This window comes from Blastococcus sp. SYSU D00669, assembly GCF_054050715.1.
Map to the genome: position 1 here is coordinate 1 of NZ_JBJGZV010000053.1, position 19,252 is coordinate 19,252.

Sequence of the window (19,252 nt, forward strand, 5' to 3'; positions counted from 1 at the left end):
CCCCCCCCCCCCCCCCCCCCCCCCCCCCCGCCCCCCCCCCCCCCCCCCCCCCCCCCCCCCCCCCCCCCCCCCCCCCCGCCCCCCCCCCCCCCCCCCGGGACCGGTGCGCGCGCCGGCGCCCGGCGCGCCCAGACCGGTGGTCGGGTCGCCGGGACCGCGTACGCGCCTCCGCCGCCGGCTGAGGCCGGGGCCGGGAACGCGTGGCCGTACCGGGACTACTCGGACGTGGAGCCGCGGACGCTGCGGGAGTCCTACGAGTGGTGGCAGGCCATCGCCCGCGACGTCGCCGATCGTCGACGGGCACGACGGTGGGAGCAGCCCGACGTCGCCCGCGCCGCCGGGGTCGCGTTGAACACGGTGCAGCGGATCGAGCGCGGCCAGTGGACCGCCGTGCACAACCTCTTCGCCGTCTGCTCGGTGCTGGGCCTGCGGATCGAGCAGACCGTCGACGTGACCGACCCCCGCCCGCCGGCGTCGGCCGGCCGGGCCGCGATGCGTGACCTGGCCCGGCCGGCGGGACAGGACCGTGTCGCCACTCGCGACGAGGTCCTTGCGGGCCGAGCGGTCATCTCCGCCCTGGCCCGCCACCACGATCTCCTCGAGCCCCGGGTCGACCTGAACGGCACCGTCTACGTCCGCGCCGGCCGCGCCGGGTTCGGGCCGCTGTGGCGGTTCGCCTCCGTCGTCGCGCAGACCCTTGGCGTGTGGGTGAACGTCTCGCCCGACGAGGCGGAGGCGACCCGGCAGGAGGCGGATCTGCTGTGACGGAGGTATGCGCGCCGTCTGACGGCGATGCGGGCTCCCGGGCATCGAAGTCCAGGAACTGTCAGTGCCGGGTGATGCACTTCGGGTGCAGACCCGCCCATGGGGGCAGGTGGAGATGGGTGACCACATGAAGCCGACAACGGCGTTCGACCGGTTCCAGACCGTGGTGAACGCAGACCCCGAGCACGTACGAGAAGCTCGGCGGCGGCGTGACGTCTTTTGCCAGGCGTTCCGGACGTTGCCCGACTGCACCGAGCAGTTGCCGTCGGGCAGCCTCGCCCGGGGCACCCAGCGCGACCCCATCCACGACGTGGACCTGATCATGGTCTTCGACCCGGCCATGCACCCCACCTGGGACGCCGGGCCGGGCAGCGCGGATGAGGCCCTGCGGTATGTGCGCGACCGGGTGACGGAACTGCTGGGGGCGACCAACGGTCGTCACGCGCGGAAGGTCCGCTACACCCTGCTGCGCAACCACGTCGTCAAGTGCTTCCTCGACGACCCGGACGACCCGGACGCGTTTGCCGTCGAGGTGATGCCCGCGCTGCGCGTGGAAGGCGGCCTGCGTGTGCCGGAGCGCAAGCACGACCGCTGGGCCACGGTGAATCCGGAGTTCCTCATCGCCGCGGTCGCCCAGCGGCACGCCGAATGGAACAGGTTCGCCCCCATGGTCCGGGTGATGAAGGCATGGAAGGACCACGTGGGGCTGGACATGAAGTCCTTGGTGGCCGAAGTGCTGGTGCTTGAGCGGATGCCCCGTCCGCCGGCGAACGGGGACCTGACCCGGCAGGTCGCATTGCAGCGGTTCTTCACCGCCGCAGCCGCGGCGGTGATGGCCGGCGTGCACGACCCGGCCGGCCTGTGCGGGGAGATCCAGCCGGACCTCGACCGGGTCGCCGTACGGGCGCAGCTGCTGGAGGCGGCCGACCTCGCCGCGCGGGCCGTCGCCGCGGAGGGGCGCGGGGAGGATGCGCGCGCGGTGCGGCTGTGGCACGCCGTCTTCGGGCCGGACTTCCCCCTGCCGCCGGCAAACGACGGCACCGGGCCGGGCGTCATCACCGGGGCGCCAGCGCTCCTGGGCAGTGCCCGGCCGCGGGTCAAGGAGGCCCCCCAGGGGTGAGCGATCACTGCAACCCGCGCAGCTGGTGGGCCGATGAGTCTGACCGCCTTCAGCGTGAACTGGCTGCGATGCACCAGGCAGCACCCGGGTTGCGCTGGCTGACAGCGGACGAGGAGCCCTCCGGCGGATGGACCGGCCCGGTGCCGCTGTGGCCGTTCGACCGACCGGCGCCCTCCGGGCTGTCGGCGCTGGTGGCCGGGCAGCCACTGCAGGTGCGCATCAAGTGTGGGCATGCCTTTCCGATGGTCGAGCCGGCCGTCTATCCGCTGAACGTCGACCTGCCGAACGTCGCCTTCGGGTGGACCAGCTGGCACGTTCTTCCGGACAGCGCTCTGTGCCTCCTGCAGGACGCATCTCTCTGGGACCCCAGGGCCGCAGCGGCGGAGCTCGTTCCAAAGATCAGCGGCTGGTACTTGGAGTACCAGCTGCTCTCCCGTGGGCTAGTTGAGGCGATGACGATGTCGGGCATCGTCACCGACGACTCCCAGGACCGACTGCTGGCGGAGGCAGGCGCGGCGTGTTCTTGACCGGTAGCGCGGTCGTGCTGATCTGCGAGGACGTCGCCCGAACCATCGGCTCCTCCTCCGCAACCTGGGGTCAAGTCCAGTACAAGCTCGACGAGGTCAACGACGTCATCGCGGCCGTCGGTGTCAGTGAGCGGGACGGTCCCCGGGTCGACATCAGCCGCGACACCCTGCGCGGGTCCGCGCTGCAACATGTGGACCGGACCAGCGGCGCCTGGTGGTACCGGGCAATCCCCGGCCTCCACGAGCAGCACCGCCTCATGCTGCGCCTCGGCGCCCACGTGCCGCTGGACGCGTTCGCCGCCAAGTTCCCCGCCTGGCGCGTCACCGGCCACGACGCAGCCGCCGTCCTGCTCACCCACGAGCCGGACTCGCCGCACCCGTGGGCGGCGTGGGCCGTCGTCGACGACGTCGTCCTGCCGCAGATGGTCACCGTCTTCCTCGGCCCGAAGGCCGATCCGACGGCCGCGCTCTCCGCCGACTGGCCAGTCGGCGTCCTCGCCGAAACCCGAGTCACAGTGGTCGGGGTCGGCAGCATCGGCAGCGCCGCAGCGCACGCCCTCGCCATGGCCGGGGTCGGCCATCTGTCCCTCGTAGACCCCGACCGGCTGCTGTGGCACAACCTGGTCCGGCACACGGCAACCAGGCGCGACGTCGGCCGGTACAAGGTCGATGCCGTCGCCGAGGCCATCATGACGCGCTGGCCAGGGACCAGGGTTGATCCGCTGCGGCTCAGCGTCATCGCCGCCGCCGACCAGATGCGACCACTGTTCGACGCCAGTGACGTGGTCGTCGGCGCACCCGACGGCGTCGCTCCCCGGAGGGTGGTCAGCCACCTCGCCCGCCGCAGCCGGATCCCGTCCGTGCTGGCGTGCGTACTGCTCGACGGGTCGGTCGGGGAGGTTCTTCGGCTGCGCCCATGGCCTGGGCACGGCTGCCTGCTCTGCCAGCGGCAGCAGCTCATCGACGACGGCGTCCTCGACCCCGAGCCGGCCATCGACCGGCCATACGGCACCGGCGATCGGCACCTGCCGATGACGGCCGTCGGCTCGGATCTGCAGATGGTCGGGCAGTTGGCCGCGAAGGTCGCCGTCGCCACGGTGCTGGAGGCACACGGCCACCACGACCAGAGCATCCGCGGGGAGTACGCGATGCTGGGCCTGCGCCCTGGTGGGGACACGGCGGAATACGGGCCGCCGTTCGACGTGCCCCCCGGCGGCGTGCAGTGGCTGCCCGCGGCACCGCAGCGGCCCGACTGCCCCACCTGCGGGCAGTGACCCGCGTCCTCATGACCCGCCCGGCGCTGAGGGCGCTTGTCGGGTTCGCCGCCGAATCGGCCGACGGACGAGAAACCGGCGGCATCGTCTTGGGGCGTGACGGCGGACTAGGTGGGGACCTGCACGTGCGCCACTGCGGCGACGCTGGTGCCGGAGCGGCACGTCACGAGCGGCGGTTCAGCCGTGACGTCGTCCACGCTCAGGCGCTCGCCGACGCGGCCGCAGCTACCGACGGCTCGGAATGGATCGGGGAATGGCACACCCATCTGGTGGACCTTCCCGCCCCGAGCGCAACCGACCTGTGGACGTACCGCCAACTGCTTGACGACCCCGACACCGGCCTCACTCGGCTGCTGTCCCTCATCGTGTTGCCCGACGCCGACACGGGATGGCAGCGACCTGCCCTGTTCGCCTGGTCATTCACCGGCTCGGTACTGCGCCAGCTGCCCATCGACATCGACCCGCCCTGCGCACCCGTCCGGAAGGACCAGCGTTGACCCTCAACCCGCCGAACCACCAAGTTCGTGCCGAGATGGCGCTGACCCTCGCGGTGGGGACATGAAGCCGCCCGCCCGCGCCGCCGCAGTTCGCGGAGACGACTACCAGTACGCCGTCGCCTGGTGGTACGCCTGCACGGCGCTGACCGAACCCGGCATCGCCTCGATCAGCGTGGAGGACCCCGCAGCCGGTTCCTTCGACGACGTCGCTGTGCGCCGACACGACAACGCACCCGACCAGTTCTTCCAGGTGAAGAGCTCCAACGCAGGCGACGTCGCGATCACCGACCACTGGTTGACTACTCCGGCCACCAAGACCGGGCGCAGCCCCTTGCAGCACTTCCACCGCACGTGGCAGACCCTCGCCGCAGCTGACCGGCCGTTCCAGCTCACCTTGCTGACCAACCGCGGCTTCGACACCGCGCACCCGTTGCTCGGTGCCATGCGGGACCTTCTCGACTGCCGCATCCGCGTCGACGAACTACAAGCCGTCCGTGCCACGACCGCCGCCGGCCGGACCCGGACGGCATGGGCCGTGCACCTGGGTGTGGAGGAAGCGGAACTGGTGAGCTTCCTCGCCGCCGTGCGCTGGGAGCAGTCTGGCCCAGAGTCGACCTGGCGGGCCAACGCCAAGCCCCTGATGAAGGTCGCCGGCCTCCGGGACGACGACGCCGCGGTCGAGATCGGCCTCGGCATCATCCGCGACCTGGTCAAAACCGGTCGCGGTGGACAGACCCCCGACGAGCTGCGCCGCATCGTTGACCAGCGCAGGCTGCTTGCCACCGCGACGCAGCTGATCCTCGCAGTGCACGGCATCGACCGGCCCGCCGCCCCGGACGTGGCCAACGTGACCGTCGACTGGGTCGACCGCTTCATCGGCGACGAGCCGCGGCGCCGACATCGCACCGCTGACCCGGCCGACTGGACGGTCCGGTTTCCGGACAGCCTCACCCGCGCCCGCACCTCGCTGGAGTCCTACGAGGCGCGCCGGGTCCTCATCACCGGCGCCATGCGGCTGCCTGCCTACTTCGCCGTCGGCCACCTCCTTCCTGACGTCCGCGGGTGGGTGCTCGCCGTCAACCAGCGTGGCGTGAGTTGGACAACAGACGCCCCGCCCGAACCGGGTGTGGCGGCGACGGTGCGCACCGAGCGGGTCCTTGGCGAAGAGGGGGCGGACCTGGCTGTCGCCATCGCCCTCGCCAACGACCTCACCGAGGACGTGTGCGCCTACATCAACGAGCAGCAGCTGCCGGTGAGGACGCTGCTCACGCTGGGCCCGGACGGCGACCCCGGCGCCACCGCGGTCCCGTCGAACGAGTGGCTCACCGCCTGGGTACGCAGCGCCCGTGACGTCGTGCGGCGGGCCAGCCGCGACGCCGACCGAATCCACCTGTTCATGAGCGCACCCGCCTCTGCAGCGCTGCTTCTCGGGCACCAATGGAACACCCTGCGCCCCACCACCACGGTCTACGAGTTCGACTGGCAGGACTACTTCCCGACCTTCCAACTCGGCTGATCACGATGGGCGTCGGGACCCCCGACCATCGGGCCTGTCGCAGCCGCCAAGGATCCATCCGACCCGGACAGCGAGCAGGCCCGTCTGCTCCCGCTTAGGGGGAGGCTCTGCCCTCGTCCTCCGGAGCAGGCTGGCGGTGTTCGTTGTGCGGCAACGGCAGCAGGCACGGGGTGTCGTCGGCCAGCAGCACTGAACACGACCGCATCGGTGCCCCGGACTCACCCGCCTGCTCCGCCCGCTCCCGACGTGTCGCCCGAAGCGCAGCGAAGATCCGCAATGCCTCGTCGGCCTGCTCGGGGCTGAGCCAGTCGGCCAGATGGATGTCGGCCTGCTCGTCGGCGGGCGACTCGCCGCCGTCGGCGGGGTCGTGTGGTCCGGTCACTGGCTCTCCTCGGTTCGTTGCGGGGCTCCGTCGGTGCGGCCGTAGCCCGTGCGGCTGCGGCTCACGAGGTCCCCGGCCTGCGCGACGACCGCGCGGGCGGAGCTCACCAGCTGCTCGCCGCTGCCCGACCAGCCGTTCTCGGCGAGCCGGCCGGCCACCGCAGCCGCCGGGGACTCTCCGGCGAGCTCCCGCAGCGCGTGCGCGAGGGCGTGCAGCCGGCGCAGTTCCCGGTCGCACTGGCCGACGTCCTCGAGCAGCTGCTGGCGACGCCGCTGGCAGCCGGTCAGCAGTCGCTCTACGTCGCCGAGGGCGGGCGCGATGTCGAACAGCAGGCCGTTCGTCGCGGCGGCACTCACGGCCGTTCGCCGTCGGCCGGCACGAGCAGCGACGCCGCTGCGTCATGGTGCAGCGCCAGGTCACCGCTGTCGTCGGTGGTGAGGATGCAGGCGCCGACCAGGGAGGCGGCTGCGACCTTGTCGGCGTTGGACCTCGCCAGCATGTGGTGGCCGCCGCGTCCGGCGGACGGCGTGACCGCCCGGGTCAGGGCGGCGAGCACGAGCCGTGCCTGGGTGGGGTTGAGGCCGGTGCGGGCGGCGTCGTGGCGCAGCACCGCGGCCAGCTGGTCGGCCGGCAGCGCGTCCGCCGCACGCACCAGGGAGACCCGGTTGTACAGCCGGTGCACCCGCAGCCCGACGGCCGGCGCGGTCACCTCGAGGGCGGCCAGCGCGGCGTCGAGGCGGGCTGCATCCCAGCCGAGGACCTCGGCGAGGGCCTCGACCGGAACGAGCACGCCGAGGGCGTGCAGCGACGCCCCGACCAGCCGGGCATCGGCGGCGGCAGCTCCACCGGGGAAGCTCCCGTCGCTCGCGGTCGCGTGGGTGCTGGCTGACGGGGTCCGGGGGAGGAGGTCGGCGAGGTCGAGCCCAAGGAAGCCGGCCAGGCGCAGGAGCAGCGCTAGGGGCTGCTCGCCGTGGTTGACCCCGGACTCGAGCCGGCTGACGGTCGCGGACGTGACGCCCAGGTGCTTGGCGACGTCGCCCCGGGACAGGTGCATCTCGACCCGGCGTCGGCTGAGCAGGTCGACGTCCAGCAGCGGTGCCTCGCCGGGCGGCGGCTGCCCGCCGCCGGAGGTGGTCGGGTGAGCGGTGTCGGGGCCGCCAGCGACCGGGGCGCCGATGGCGGTGATGGTCAGCCCCCAGCGGCGCAGCGTCGTCGCCCCGCTCGGGGCGTTCCGTTCCACCAGCCGGCTGGTGACGACGACGCCGACCTCGCTGCGTGCCCCGGACAGCATCCGGGCCAGACCCTTGTCGTTCAGCGGGTTGCCGTTGCTCTTCGTCAGCAGCGGGGCGTCCAGCGGCGCGCCGGCCGCCAGGCGCAGCAGGCGCTGTTCGGCGACGTAGGAGGCGGCGTTGGGCTCGATGGGCACTACCCGCCCGGCGACGATCACCGTGCCGCCGTCGGCGGCGGTGTCGGTGAGCGTCACACCGCAGATGGCGGTCGAGCCCAGCCCGGCGGCCGCCAGGGCGCAGGCGGCACCGCGGACCGGCAACCGGTAGGCGCGCAAACGCTGCCATACCTCCGGGGTGCGCGCGGAGGCCGACGGTGCCGCGGCGGCGGTGCCGAGGAGGGCAGGGACGTCGACCTGGATGAGCAGGCCCTGCCACAGGCCGGCGACCTGCAGGCCGCGGACGTCGGTGAGGAACTGGGGCAGGGTGCCGGCGCGGTCGTACCGGTCGAGCAGCCAGTGGGCGACCCGGTCGGTGGTCTGGTCCGGGTCGTCGGCTGCAGCGGCCAGCGCTTCGCCGGCGTCTTCGACGGCCGTCCGGAGCCGGGCGTTCACCCACTCGGCCTCGGCGGGGGGCAGCAGCCGCCGGGCGGCGGCGAGCAGCGTGGTGGCGTCGACCAGCGGCAATCGCTGCGGCTCGGCGGGCGACGCGGTCACATCGTCGGCCGACTCGTCGTCGTCCGCGGCGGCGCGCGGGACCTGCTCGGCGTCGGCGATCAGGCGCGGCCACCAGTCGCCGGCGTCGCTGACGTTCACCTCGGTGGGACACCAGTCGGCCAGGGCGAGGCTCAGCGTCTCCTGCACCGGGGGAGCGGTGACCAGCCACAGCCGGGCACGGGCGGCCGCGGTCAGCAGCACGAGGTCGGTGAGCATGGTCGGGGTCAGGGACTCCGCGCCGGTGACGAGCACGTCGGTGATGTGCCGGGCGATGAGCCGGACCGGCAGCAGTTGCAGGTTCTGGTCGGCGTTGCGGCCGTTGCCGGCGGCCTGTAGGTCAACTCCGAGGGCGGCGAGCAGGTCCCGGGTCAGCCAGTCGGTGGTCCGGATGCCGGGGCGGACGCGGACAGCCAGCCGACCGCGGTCGGGGTCGTTGGCGTGCCTGGCCTGGAGCACAACGTCGTCGTCGTTGCGGACGTGGACGACGGTGAACCCCGAGGCGGGAAGGAGCTGGTCGCTCATGCCGGCATTTCCCAGTTGTCGAAGCCGGCGAACGCGACGGCGCTACCCAGCAGCTTGGTGGTTAGCGTCGAATGGATGGGCTTGCCGCGGGCACGGAGTTCGTCGTTGGCGTCTTCGGCCGACCGCACCAGCTGCGCCCAGGCACGGAAGTTGCCTGAGCAGTAGCGCGCGTCGATGCGCTGCAGCAGCTGGGGGTCGGCGTCGTGCAGCAGCGGATGCCAGGCCCGCAGCGTCGCCAGCAGTTCGGCGCCGGCCAGCGCCCCGAACTCCGCGGTGCGGCCCCGAATCCGGCTGCGTACGCCCGGCACGGCTGCGGCCCGCGCGGCCAGCTCGCTGCCGATGAGGACGAGCATCCACTCCGGCGCGTTCTCCTTCAGGTACACCAGCTGGTCCAGACCGCGGGCCTGGGCGCGGTGTGTCTCGTCGACGACGACCACGGGGGAGCGCTCGGTGAGCAGCTCGGCCAGCTCGTCGGTGAGGTAGAAGCTCTCCCCGGTCGGGCGCGAACCGGTGAGCTTCTGCAGCAGCCGGGCGGTCATCTGCGTGTGGGTGGCGGTGACGTCGGACTGAAGGAACACCGTCTCCCGGCCGGCCGCGCTGACCTCCTCGAGGAAGGCCAGCGCGGCGAACGTCTTGCCGGTGCCGGGCTCGCCGACCAACGCGGCGATGTCGTTGTCGTCGGTGGCGTGCTTCAGCATCAGCATGGCCCGGCGGAATGCCAGGGTGCGCACGTCGGCGACCCCGGTGAGGCCGCGCAGGTGCCGGCCGGTCACGCCGGAACCTCCTCGTCGTCGAAGAGGTCGACGTCGGCTCCCAGCTCGTCGACGGCCAGCTCGGCGGCGTTCTGCCCGTAGGTCGTCTGCGCACCGTCGGTCGCCCGGGTGACGTCGGCGATGGCGCGCCGGCGGCGGGCACCGTCCTTCTGCGCCTCCTGGAGCTGCTCGTACTGGCGCCGACGCTCGGCCAGCAGCGCCACCCGCTGAGCGGGGGTGAGGGTGTGCGAAGGGTAGGCGGTGCACACCCACTCGTCGCCGTCGAACACCTCGATGAACAGCCGCTCGAGCTCCATGTTGGGCAGGTGCCGGACGGTCACCTTGCGGCGGACGAGCCGGTTGAGCTCGGCGGCGACGTAGTCGACCCCCTCGAACCGGATGCCGTTCTTGTTGACGGTGCGGACCTTGTTGGCCGTGAGCATCGCCGGCATGAGCTGCTCGGGCGTGGCCCGGCGCAGCTGGTTGGCGTCGGCGGCCCAGCTGCGCAGCGGGGTGGCGCTCAGCTGCCCGTGCAGGCGGTCGGCGTTGTAGTACTCGAAGGCCCAACGCTCGGCCTGGGCGACGAGCAGGTCCTCACCGAGCAGCTGAGCGCCGGAGGTGTGGTCGCCCCAGTACCGGTGCCCGGTGAACGACGCCGGGCCCTCGGTGTACCCGGGCATGGTGCTGTAGCACTCGCGCTGGCTGGTGGCGTGCCAGGACTCGATCTTGCCCTTCTCCCAGCCGGCGTACGGGGTGACCGCCGACCCCATGGTGGCCAGCGAGACGACCAGCGCGGTCACCAGGTCGGCGAGGTTGGATTTCGCGTTGTCCCAGACAATCTGGTCGGGGATGCCGCCGACCCACACGTCCTGCCCGTTGAGGCGGTATGTGCGGCCCATGACGCCGCGAGCGATGCAGGCGGCGATGTCCTCCGCGCGCGGCGGGCCGGGGGTGAACACCGTGGCCATGACGATGCGGTGCTTGCACTCGATGACGGTGGTCTGGTGCAGCTTGACCGGCTTGCTGCCGCGGCTAGGGATGACGAAGACCGGCACCTCCTGGCTGTCGAGCTCCCAGCGGGCGTTGCGCTCCGTCTCCTCGACCTTGAGGTACATCCGGGAGGCGATGAGCGTCCGGGCGCCGTCGCCCTTCACGGCGCGGGCGATGCCGTTGTCGGTGTACGTCCGCAGGGCCGCGGTGAACGCCGGGTAGGACGGCGTCGCCGGGTCGGCCGCCCGCAGCTGGGTCCAGGCCGCCTTGAGGGTGCTGGTCGCCGACACCACGGCAAGGATGTTCGGGGTGACCTGCCAGCCGGCGCGCGGCGCCGGGTCGGGCATGTCGCGCACCCCGGCGACGCCGTCGGTGAGGTGCACGGCGTTCGCCTTCAGCCAGCGGCGCACCTGCCGGGTGGACACGCCGGCGGCCAGTGCTGCGCGGCGCACCGCATCCTCGGGAACGGACCCATCCGGGCGCTGCGCCGCGACGAGCATCGCCAGCGCGGCGCGCCGCTTCCAGCCGGCGGTCATCGGGTCATCCCGGCGGATGCGACCAGGCCGCCGCCGAAGGCGGTGACGGCCAGCGGCTCGAACCCGGTCGCCGCGTTGTGCAGCAGCGAGGTCGCCGGCGCCCACAGCGCCAGCACCCGCACCCCGGCCAGTCGCAGACCGCTCTCGCGGGCCCAGACGGCGACGGCGCGGACCCGGCCCTGCAGGGCGGGGTCGACCAGCGGGTGGCTGGAGGGTGCGGTACGCACCACGTCGACGAGGGCGTCCCCGCGCGGGGTCCGCCACGTGAGCGGGGAATCGGGTGCCGTGGCCGGGCTGAGCTGCCAGGGGCTGGGCAGGTGGAAGAACCGGTCGTACACCCCGAGGAACCCGGCCAGCTGCTGACGCGCGGCGGCGTGCCGGCTCGGCATGCCGTGCACGGAGATGATCCGGCCGGCCAGCAGCAGGGCGTCCGCGGCGCGCTCCCATGCCGGGCCGCTGGCCGCGGCGGTCAGGTGCTCGGCCAGTGCGGTCTCGCCGGGTGGAATCCTCGGTAGCCCTGGCCCTTGCCCTGCCCGCGGGGCAGCGGGGCGGCCTGGGCCTCGGCCGCGTGGGGGCGGTCGATGACGGCGTTCACGTTCGTCGGTCCTCTCGGTTGTCCGTGCACCGGTCGGCGCACTGGACGGGGACCGTGCCGATGCCCCCCACCATCTGGCACCCGTCAGACGCGACCGGTCGGCCCGTGCAACCCAACTGCTCGAAGCCCACCAACCCGTAGGGCAGCGGACTCCAGGGGCGCTCAAGCCGCTGGAATCGATCGGTTGTTCGAACGCATGTTCGATCATGCGGTCATCGAGCGCAAGATCAAGTTCCGGCAAGGGTCGGCTCGGGGTGCGCGGTGGCCGCTTCGAGACCAGCGGGCAGCGCAGACTTGTCGGTCAGATGCCGGGCGCCCGCGCCTCGCGTCGCCGGCCGGTGACAAGGGTGTCATCGGTGATACGAACATCGGTGATACCAACATCGCTGATACTTACGGCACCGAGCGGGGCTGCGGCCGCCGATTCCCACCGGCGAGATGCGTCCCCGGCGGCGGCCGCGTTCACGGGCGGTCGATGGCACCCGGGGTTCCTCGACCTCGCCGACGTGGGCCGCGGCACGTGGCCTAGCCGGGCATGACGAGCCTGGCACCCCCACCCGCCTCGGGGCGGCTCGTCCACAGGGCAGCGGCGTCCGCGGTGCCCGCGGTCGCCCTGTGGCGGCGTGCCGTTCGAACGAGTCGTAGGCGTACCGCAAGATGACCGGCGACATGGTCGTCGACAGCACGGGGGTTTCCATGGCACAGCGGTTCCAGACACCGCCGACCTGGCCCACTCCGCCCGAGGGCTGGGTGCCGCCGGCGGGCTGGCAGCCAGACCCGGCGTGGGGACCGGCGCCGGCGGGTTGGCAGTTCTGGACCAGCGACGGCTCTGCGACGACCGCACCGGCGGCGCCCACAGCACCACCGACGGCCGCAGTGCCGCAGACGGCCGCGGCGCCGCCCCTGCCAGCCGAGGGGGAGGAGAAGGTGTCGATCTTCCGGGCGCGCGGGCGCGTGCGGGAACTGACGGCCGAGGTGGCGGCGCTGCGTGACCAGCTGGCCCGGCTCGGCGCGCTGACCGTCGCCGACCTGGAGGCTCAGGCCGAGGCCCTCCGTGAGCAGCTCGCGCAGCTGCAGGCTGAACTGCACGCCGAGCGGGACCAGCACGCTGCGACGCTTGCCCAGCAGGCCGCCGACGCCCGCCGTCGCACCGAGCAGGAGTTGGAGCAGCTGACCCGCCAGCGTGACAAGACGCAGGGGCAGCTGGCCCAGCTGCGGCACGAGGTCGTCGTGACCCAGGAGGAGGCGCTGCTGCAGGAGGTCGGCGTCTACACCTATCGGCACCCCTTGAGCGAGGCCATGGCCTACCAGGCCGAACTGGCGGCGCTCCAGGCACAGATCAAGGCGATGACGAAGAAGGACGGCGGTGCGGTCACCGCCAGCACGAACTGGACGGTCAACGGCTCGTTGGCGCAGGGCCGGACGATGGTGCGGGACTTCTCGAAGCTGCTGCTGCGCGCGTACAACGCCGAGGCCGACAACCTGGTGCGAGGACTCAAGCCGTACAAGCTGGACGCGGCGATCGAGCGGCTGACCAAGGTCGCGACCACCATCATGCGGCTGGGCAAGACCATGGACATCCGCATCTCCGACGCCTACCACCGGCTGCGGATCCGTGAGCTGGAGCTGACTGCCGACTACGTGGCCAAGGTCGCCGAGGAGAAGGAACGCGAGCGGGAGGAGAAGGCCCGTCTTCGCGAGGAACGCGCCGCTCAGCAGGAGATGGAGCGGGAGAAGGCGCGGCTGGAAAAGGAGCGCCAGCACTACCTGAACGCCCGTCAGGCGCTGCTGGACAAGGGCGACCCCGACGGGGCGGCCCGGCTGCAGGAGAAGCTGGACGAGATCGGCCGGGCGATCGAGGACGTCGACTACCGGGCGGCCAACATCCGCGCCGGCTACGTGTACGTCATCTCGAACATCGGCGCGTTCGGCGCGGAGATGGTGAAGGTGGGCATGACCCGCCGCCTGGACCCTCTCGACCGGGTCCGCGAACTCGGCGACGCGTCCGTCCCGTTCCGCTACGACGTGCACGCGCTGTTCTTCTCCGACGACGCCGTTGGCATCGAGACCGCGCTGCACCAGCGGCTGGCCGACAAGCGGGTGAACGTGGTCAACCCGCGGCGGGAGTTCTTCCATGCCACCGCCGCCGAGGTGAAGACGCTGCTCGCCGAACTCGCCGGCGACCTGCTGCACTTCGAGGACTTCCCGGAGGCCCTGGAGTACCGCCAGAGCCTCGCCGCGCGGACGCACACCGGCCAGGCGCGCACGGCATGAGCGAGCTGACTGTCGGGCAGGCCGCGAAGTCGGCCGGGGTGCCGCTCGAGGTCCTGCGCGAGCTCTGCGAGGCGCGGAAGGTCCCGGCCCGCAAGGGTGAGCGAGGCCATTGGTACCTCCAGGCCGAGGACATCCCCTCGCCGGGATGGATCGTCGAGGCTGTCCGCGCGCAGTACCGGGAGGACGTGGCGAACGCCCAGGAGGCGATGGCCCGGTTCACCCGCGAAGTCGAGGCCGTGCAGCTGGACCTGCACGAGGCCGCCGAGGACGCCACAGGTCGCGGCCGGCTGGGCAACGACCTGCGGTCGTTCGCGGCCATCGACAGCCCGTTCGAGCGGGCCAGGCACAGCCTGATGCGCAGGCTGCTTGACGTACAGCTGACCCACCGGCAACTGCAGGCTCTCGCCGAGCACCCGGCCCAGGACGCCGGCCGTTGAGGGAGCCGTCCTCGGGTGCCGTTTCGTCGAGCACTCCTGTCGACGAAACCCAGAGCTGTCGCCGCCAGGTGCGGCACTTCGGGCGGCCCAGGGTCGCATCGCGCGAAGGCGTGGGAGTCTGCGCACGTGGACCTCGACTGGCCCTCGCTTTGGGGGCAGGTAGCTGAGCGCCTGGCGGCTCACCGCACGGCCGGCCGGACACATCTGCTGACCGAGGACACCGTCCGCCACGAGACCGTCCTGGCGCTGGAAACGTTCGGCGTCACACCGGAACGTCTGGCGTTGGAGGTACCGGCACCGGCCCTGGCCGGCGGCAAGCTCGACCTGGTCGTCGACGACGCCGGCCTGGCGGTCATCGAGCTGAAGTACCCGCGGGACAGCAAGACCGGCATCTCGCCGGACACGATGACGCTGGGGGAGTTGCTGCGCGATTTCCTGCGGGTGGCGGTCGTGCCGGCCGAGGAGCGGTGGGTCGTGCAGCTCCTCAACGAGCGCCTGGCCCGATACGTGGCCGCAGCCTGCCAGCGGGGTGGACTGCGCTGGACCGACGTGCCCGGCCAGATGGTGGAGCTCACCCCGTTGGCCGTGGCCGGGCTGCCGGAGACGGCGGCCCGCGCGGTCGGTGGCGCGAAGCTGCCGCACACAGTCACCGCCACTTGCGCCCTGGCCGCACCAGTGGGTGCCGGGCTGACCCTCTTCGCCTATCGAGTCGACGGCTTGCCGGCCGGCAACCCATCACCGCAGCCAGCTGACTCCGCCCCGCAGCAGCCAGCGCCCGCGGTCCCCGCCGCGGCGAGCGGCGGCACCCGTGACGGTGCCCGCAGCGAGATTCTCGCCGCCGCGCACGCGGTCGTCACGCGGTCCGGGCGGTCCGACTTCTCGATGGCCGACGTCATCGCCGAGATGCGCCGGCGCGGCACCGGCTACGCCGACACCACCATCCGCACGATGATGGGCGCTCATCTCTGCGCCGAGGCCAACGGCGACGGCGTCGCCGGCTACGCCGACCTCACCCGCGTGGGTCGCGGCCTGTACCGCCTGACCGAGGCGCAGGCCCTGTGATCCGACAGTCGATCGGCCTTGCCGACTTGCTCGCCGTGGTCGACGACCCACAGGCGATCGCGGACCTGCGCAGCTACTTCCAACCCGACCTTCCGGAAGGCGTCGCCCCGCACTACGCCGGAAGCCGGTTCGAGTTCATCGGCGGTGGCGGCGACCGGCCCGAGACGGCCAACCAGATCACCCTCGACGACCTGGTCGCCGTGACCCTGCTCGAGGTCCACGTCCCCGGAGACGTCGCCCTGCAGCTCCTCGAGGGCAACCTCGGGCCCGACATCGCCCGCCACCTCGAACAGATCCCCACCGACGTCAGCATCAGCGACCCCGCAGCTGTGCAGCTCTTCGGTACCTCGTCACACGCCCGCGTCGCCTGGGACCTCCTGGAGGAGCCCTACGGCATGGGCTGGGTCATCACCGACAAGGTCCTGGCCCGCAAGCGACCCCGCCTCATCCCGGTGTACGACCGGGTGGTCCGCTGTGCTTACGGCCGACCGGCCGGTCTGTGGAACTGGCTCGCCGCGATGTTCGCCGCGGACGGGGGAGTACTCGCCGACCGCCTGCTCGTCGTGCGCGAAGCGGCCGGCCTGTCACCGCAGATCACGCCGCTGCGGGTCCTGGACGTCATCGTGTGGATGCGCCACGGTCCCCATCACATGCTCAGCGGCTGTGCAGGCCGCCTCTGACGCAGGCGGGGATCGCCTCACCTCGTTGGGCCGGCTACTGCACCTCGTCTTCGGCCCCGAGTTCGCGGAGAACAGCTCGGACCGACGCATCCTGGACCGGAGGGTAGGTGGCAGGGAACGTCCGAGGCTCGGCCGCTGAGGTGGGGCGCCCCCACGTCACTGTTGGAGTCGGAAGGGTGGGCGGTGTGGGGGCGAGCACCAGGTCAAGGGGCCAGTCCATTGCGGGGTGCGTGAACACCGCGTCGTCGGCCTCGCGGGCGAGCACCTCGTTGACGACCTTTGCCAGCGGTGCGTCGAGTGAACAGTCCGAAACGCCAGGGAGTGGATGCTTCTCCGCGTAGAGCAGGTGCCGAGGGCTGACGGGCAGCATCAACGGCGAGCCGGAGGGGAGGACGCCGTGCCACCCCGCACTCGCCGGAGTGAAGGTGACCACGGGGGCGTCTGAGGTGATGAGGACTTTGTCCGGTGACACCTGGAGACTCCAAACCCAGTCCGTGACCTCGAGGACCAGTTCGTCGAACTTCCGGACCATCGTCCGCAGTCTCGCCGCGGGGTCGTCCCGAGTGACGCGCTGCCACGCGTCGGTCGCCGCCGCCTGCAGAAGCTCAATGTCGGTGGGCGACAACGAAGCTGGGTCGACCTCGTGGCGAACGAAGACCCCGTGAACCAGGAGAAACGGGCCTAGGTGCCTGTCCATCTGCTCCAGGTAGGACGCGACAGTGGCAGTGCGGAGAAGCCCCGCGACCGCCAACCGAGCAAGAGCAGGACGGTCCTCGGGGGTGGGCTGCTGGCCCTCGCGTAGGCGCTGGAGGACCGGGCCCGCTCTGCTCTCCACCTGTTCGCTGAGCCAGTCTTCGACCGCGTTCGAAGGTTGCCCCGATGAGTCGTCGAACGTGTAGAACCTCCTGCGGACCGTTGCGTTGCTGATGGGGATCTCACGCACGAGTCCGTCACGACGCCGCATCGTCACGAACTCGCGCTCATCGCAGAAGCCGCGCAGCAGAGTCCGGGGAACCGTGTGCTGGTGCGTCTTCAGCTTGTCCGCCATGCCGCCCGATACTGCCCGGTAGGGACGCGCGCCGCGGTCGCCTTCACGGGCGGCCGGTTCAAAGGCGCCGGACGAGGCTGGGCGACCGCAGCGATGAGCCGACTTCCGGCAGTGACCGCACGCCCTGCTCGACGTCCTGATGCACTGGGCCGCATGGGTGGGGCTCGTAGCGCGTGTCAACGCGCCGAGTAGCGAAAGGCGGTGGCCTTCCTGCGTCGCTGCGGCGCCCAGGCAAGCACCTTGCTCGAGTTCGTTCCCCCTCCCTGGCGCCGGAACCAGAGCCGAGTCGAGGGCTCCGGTCGGCAGTCCACATCGCGGCGGGTAGTTGGTGCCGGCGGCTACGTCGGGCTCACGTCGACGACGACGGGGGCGTGGTCGCTCCGACGTTGGGACACCCACGGCTCGTAGCCGCCGACCGCGACGTTGTCGATGCGCCAGGCGGCCGGCACGAAGCAGAAGTCGATGTGGTGGAAGGCCCGCTCTCCGTAGTGGAGGTAGAAGGTCCACTCCGTCTCCGCGCCGTGCCCCTCACCGCGATGGGAGTGATAGGCGGACACGTAGCCGAGGTCTGCCAGCGCCTCGAGGGTCGGGGAGAAGTTGCGGCGGCCCCGGGGCCTGTCGAACGTCACGCTGTTGTTGAGGTCGCCGGCCAGCACCACGTCACCGTCGGCCAGCAGGTCCCGGTACCGCGCCAAGGCGGTGATCAGCGCGTCTGACTTCGCGGCGTCCGGGTCGCCCTGCTGGCTCAACGTGTACAGGTCGTAGGTGGCCAGAAGCGTGAACTGCTCTGGCCCGTCCACCTGCAGCGGCAGCACCCAGTGCAATCCGGGGAAGTACGTCTCGGCCACCCGCAGCCGGTAGTCACCGAAGGCGACCGCGAGCAGCCCCTGCTGCTTCCAGCCGCCGACCCACTGCACCTGCTCGGGTAGCGGGACGCCGCGAGCGCGCAGCACCGCCGGGCATGCCGCTTCCTGCACCAGCAGGATGTCCGGTGCCAGCTCGAGCACCATCGACCACTTGTCGTGTAGGGCCATGCGGCAGTTCCAGCTCACGATGCGCATGTCGGCGCCCCCTCTGCGCCGGCGGCCCGGAGCGCCGTCCTCGGAAGGTGCGCGTCAGCCATCGGCTGCTGACACCCGCCGCCATCGAGCGGGGCGCTCGCCGGACACACGTACGAGGTGCTCGAGCTCCTCAAGACGCTTGAGCAGGTTCGTCGCGTTCGCCGGCGAGTACCCGAGGGCCTTGGCGACTTCGCTCGCGCTCAGACCCAGTTGGTCCCCTAGACCACCCAGGCCGAGGACGGCCAGCTGCCGCTGACCAAGCGCTCGCGCCCGGGGCAGATCGGCAGCTGTTGGTGCCGCCGACGTGGCCCGCGGTGTCGAAGCGCCGTCGCCAACATGAAGCGCACGGAGACGCGCTGACAGCCGCATCAGGACGCGCGCGCCCTCGTCGAACGCATCGGCGAACGCGATGTCGCGCTGACGGTGTGCCAGCGCGGCGTCCGGGGAGTCACTTGCCACGATTGCCACCATACTGCCTGTTATCGGCAAACGGCTCTAACTTGGCAAGGAATGTCACCCACAAGTCTCGGACTGACACTTGGACGAGTCTGGCCAGCTGATCACCCGCTGACCACCGGCGCCCCGGTCCCGTGTGCGCGGGACCGGGGCGCCGGTGCGTTCGCCTGGGCTGCGCAGCTGGTCCGGCCTCCCCCCAGGTCCGTCGAGAGTGCACTTCGTGCACGCGACACGGGCGTGTCCGCCCGTGTCGCGTGCACGAACTGCCTTCTCGGCGGCGTGCACCCTCGTCGTGGCGATCGGCGCGGGTTCAGCGCCTCCGACCGTGCGGCTCCTCTGCTGCGGGTGACGTGCCCGCGCGGGGGGAGGGGCCACTCTGCGCCGGTATGTCGTTCTCCGAGGTGATGGAGCGCGTCGCCCAGGCCTTCGAGGCCCTCGGCGCGCTCGTGCTGCTCGGTGGGCTGGTCGTCGCCGTCGTGCTCGCCGGGCGGTCCTGGCACCACGCCCACGACGGCCGGCGGGCTTACCGGGTGCTCCGGGAGTCGTTCGGCGCCGTCATCCTGCTCGGCCTGGAGATCCTGGTCGCGGCCGACCTGGTGCGCACCGTCGTCGTCGCGCCGACCGCGGAGAACGTCCTCGTCCTGGGTGCGATCGTGCTCATCCGGACGGTGCTCAGCTTCTCCCTCGAGATCGAGATCGAGGGCGTCGCCCCGTGGCGCCGCGCCCTCGTCAGCGGCGCCGGCCGGCTCCGCGCGACCGCGCGGCAGGCCACGGAGGACGCGGCGGCCCGGGACGACGGGCTGCAGCCGGGGTGAC

General features: G+C 72.0%; 21 protein-coding genes. 11 read left to right on the forward strand and 10 right to left on the reverse strand.

The window, feature by feature from the left end; all coding sequences use genetic code 11:
- Positions 1 to 225: 225 nt before the first annotated feature.
- The 6 genes from ACI8AF_RS24965 to ACI8AF_RS24990 all read left to right on the forward strand — a co-directional run bounded on the left by ACI8AF_RS24965 (position 226) and on the right by ACI8AF_RS24990 (position 5,699).
- Positions 226 to 765 (forward strand): helix-turn-helix domain-containing protein, encoded by a 540-nt coding sequence (locus tag ACI8AF_RS24965; protein WP_456542474.1) that lies wholly within the window; start codon positions 226 to 228, stop codon positions 763 to 765.
- A 115-nt stretch (positions 766 to 880) separates the two neighbouring features.
- The gene (locus tag ACI8AF_RS24970) at positions 881 to 1,885 is read left to right on the forward strand and encodes an SMODS domain-containing nucleotidyltransferase (RefSeq protein WP_456542475.1); all 1,005 of its coding nucleotides are present in this window, start codon (positions 881 to 883) and stop codon (positions 1,883 to 1,885) included.
- Complete coding sequence (locus ACI8AF_RS24975) at positions 1,882 to 2,412, forward strand: hypothetical protein (RefSeq protein ID WP_456542476.1); 531 nt, start codon at positions 1,882 to 1,884, stop codon at positions 2,410 to 2,412. The genes ACI8AF_RS24970 and ACI8AF_RS24975 overlap by 4 nt, the downstream gene beginning before the upstream one ends.
- A complete protein-coding gene (locus ACI8AF_RS24980) occupies positions 2,403 to 3,686 on the forward strand; it encodes a HesA/MoeB/ThiF family protein (RefSeq protein ID WP_456542477.1) in 1,284 nt (427 codons plus the stop codon). The genes ACI8AF_RS24975 and ACI8AF_RS24980 overlap by 10 nt, the downstream gene beginning before the upstream one ends.
- Positions 3,683 to 4,183 (forward strand): Mov34/MPN/PAD-1 family protein, encoded by a 501-nt coding sequence (locus ACI8AF_RS24985; RefSeq protein WP_456542478.1) that lies wholly within the window; start codon positions 3,683 to 3,685, stop codon positions 4,181 to 4,183. Before ACI8AF_RS24980 ends, ACI8AF_RS24985 begins: the two co-directional genes overlap by 4 nt.
- A 61-nt stretch (positions 4,184 to 4,244) precedes the next feature.
- Positions 4,245 to 5,699 carry an SAVED domain-containing protein gene (locus ACI8AF_RS24990; protein ID WP_456542479.1) on the forward strand — a complete coding sequence of 485 codons (1,455 nt, stop codon included), beginning with the start codon at positions 4,245 to 4,247 and terminating at the stop codon, positions 5,697 to 5,699.
- A gap of 94 nt (positions 5,700 to 5,793) precedes the next feature.
- Here the strand turns inward: ACI8AF_RS24990 and ACI8AF_RS24995 are convergent, their stop codons facing one another.
- The 7 genes from ACI8AF_RS24995 to ACI8AF_RS25025 all read right to left on the reverse strand — a co-directional run bounded on the left by ACI8AF_RS24995 (position 5,794) and on the right by ACI8AF_RS25025 (position 11,418).
- The gene (locus ACI8AF_RS24995; protein ID WP_456542480.1) at positions 5,794 to 6,081 is read right to left on the reverse strand and encodes a hypothetical protein; all 288 of its coding nucleotides are present in this window, start codon (positions 6,079 to 6,081) and stop codon (positions 5,794 to 5,796) included.
- The gene (locus ACI8AF_RS25000) at positions 6,078 to 6,437 is read right to left on the reverse strand and encodes a hypothetical protein (RefSeq protein WP_456542481.1); all 360 of its coding nucleotides are present in this window, start codon (positions 6,435 to 6,437) and stop codon (positions 6,078 to 6,080) included. The genes ACI8AF_RS24995 and ACI8AF_RS25000 overlap by 4 nt, the downstream gene beginning before the upstream one ends.
- Positions 6,434 to 8,545 (reverse strand): helix-turn-helix domain-containing protein, encoded by a 2,112-nt coding sequence (locus ACI8AF_RS25005; RefSeq protein ID WP_456542482.1) that lies wholly within the window; start codon positions 8,543 to 8,545, stop codon positions 6,434 to 6,436. The genes ACI8AF_RS25000 and ACI8AF_RS25005 overlap by 4 nt, the downstream gene beginning before the upstream one ends.
- Positions 8,542 to 9,318 (reverse strand): AAA family ATPase, encoded by a 777-nt coding sequence (locus tag ACI8AF_RS25010; protein WP_456542483.1) that lies wholly within the window; start codon positions 9,316 to 9,318, stop codon positions 8,542 to 8,544. The genes ACI8AF_RS25005 and ACI8AF_RS25010 overlap by 4 nt, the downstream gene beginning before the upstream one ends.
- Positions 9,315 to 10,823, reverse strand: coding sequence for a Mu transposase C-terminal domain-containing protein (locus ACI8AF_RS25015; RefSeq protein ID WP_456542484.1), 1,509 nt, complete (start codon positions 10,821 to 10,823; stop codon positions 9,315 to 9,317). Before ACI8AF_RS25015 ends, ACI8AF_RS25010 begins: the two co-directional genes overlap by 4 nt.
- On the reverse strand, positions 10,820 to 11,212 hold the full coding sequence (locus ACI8AF_RS25020; RefSeq protein ID WP_456542485.1) for a hypothetical protein: 393 nt from the start codon (positions 11,210 to 11,212) through the stop codon (positions 10,820 to 10,822). Before ACI8AF_RS25020 ends, ACI8AF_RS25015 begins: the two co-directional genes overlap by 4 nt.
- An 80-nt stretch (positions 11,213 to 11,292) precedes the next feature.
- Positions 11,293 to 11,418 (reverse strand): hypothetical protein, encoded by a 126-nt coding sequence (locus ACI8AF_RS25025; protein WP_456542486.1) that lies wholly within the window; start codon positions 11,416 to 11,418, stop codon positions 11,293 to 11,295.
- Between the two features lie 657 nt (positions 11,419 to 12,075).
- On the opposite strand from ACI8AF_RS25025, the gene ACI8AF_RS25030 reads away from it, so the two are divergent.
- From ACI8AF_RS25030 to ACI8AF_RS25045, 4 genes are all read left to right on the forward strand, one after another.
- A complete protein-coding gene (locus ACI8AF_RS25030; RefSeq protein ID WP_456542487.1) occupies positions 12,076 to 13,692 on the forward strand; it encodes a DUF4041 domain-containing protein in 1,617 nt (538 codons plus the stop codon).
- On the forward strand, positions 13,689 to 14,129 hold the full coding sequence (locus tag ACI8AF_RS25035; protein WP_456542488.1) for a hypothetical protein: 441 nt from the start codon (positions 13,689 to 13,691) through the stop codon (positions 14,127 to 14,129). The genes ACI8AF_RS25030 and ACI8AF_RS25035 overlap by 4 nt, the downstream gene beginning before the upstream one ends.
- A 126-nt stretch (positions 14,130 to 14,255) precedes the next feature.
- Complete coding sequence (locus tag ACI8AF_RS25040) at positions 14,256 to 15,191, forward strand: DUF7669 domain-containing protein (RefSeq protein ID WP_456542489.1); 936 nt, start codon at positions 14,256 to 14,258, stop codon at positions 15,189 to 15,191.
- Positions 15,188 to 15,871 carry a DUF6308 family protein gene (locus ACI8AF_RS25045; RefSeq protein WP_456542490.1) on the forward strand — a complete coding sequence of 228 codons (684 nt, stop codon included), beginning with the start codon at positions 15,188 to 15,190 and terminating at the stop codon, positions 15,869 to 15,871. The genes ACI8AF_RS25040 and ACI8AF_RS25045 overlap by 4 nt, the downstream gene beginning before the upstream one ends.
- Positions 15,872 to 15,905: 34 nt before the next feature.
- On the opposite strand, the gene ACI8AF_RS25050 is transcribed toward ACI8AF_RS25045, so the two are convergent.
- The 3 genes from ACI8AF_RS25050 to ACI8AF_RS25060 form a co-directional block, all read right to left on the reverse strand.
- Positions 15,906 to 16,919: a DUF4238 domain-containing protein gene (locus tag ACI8AF_RS25050; protein ID WP_456542491.1), complete on the reverse strand. Its 1,014-nt coding sequence runs from the start codon at positions 16,917 to 16,919 to the stop codon at positions 15,906 to 15,908.
- A 338-nt stretch (positions 16,920 to 17,257) separates the two neighbouring features.
- A complete protein-coding gene (locus ACI8AF_RS25055; RefSeq protein WP_456542492.1) occupies positions 17,258 to 17,980 on the reverse strand; it encodes an endonuclease/exonuclease/phosphatase family protein in 723 nt (240 codons plus the stop codon).
- 54 nt (positions 17,981 to 18,034) lie between these two features.
- A complete protein-coding gene (locus ACI8AF_RS25060) occupies positions 18,035 to 18,439 on the reverse strand; it encodes a MarR family transcriptional regulator (protein WP_456542493.1) in 405 nt (134 codons plus the stop codon).
- Between the two features lie 383 nt (positions 18,440 to 18,822).
- Between ACI8AF_RS25060 and ACI8AF_RS25065 the strand changes: the two genes are divergently transcribed.
- Complete coding sequence (locus ACI8AF_RS25065; protein ID WP_456542494.1) at positions 18,823 to 19,251, forward strand: DUF1622 domain-containing protein; 429 nt, start codon at positions 18,823 to 18,825, stop codon at positions 19,249 to 19,251.
- Position 19,252: the final 1 nt, after the last annotated feature.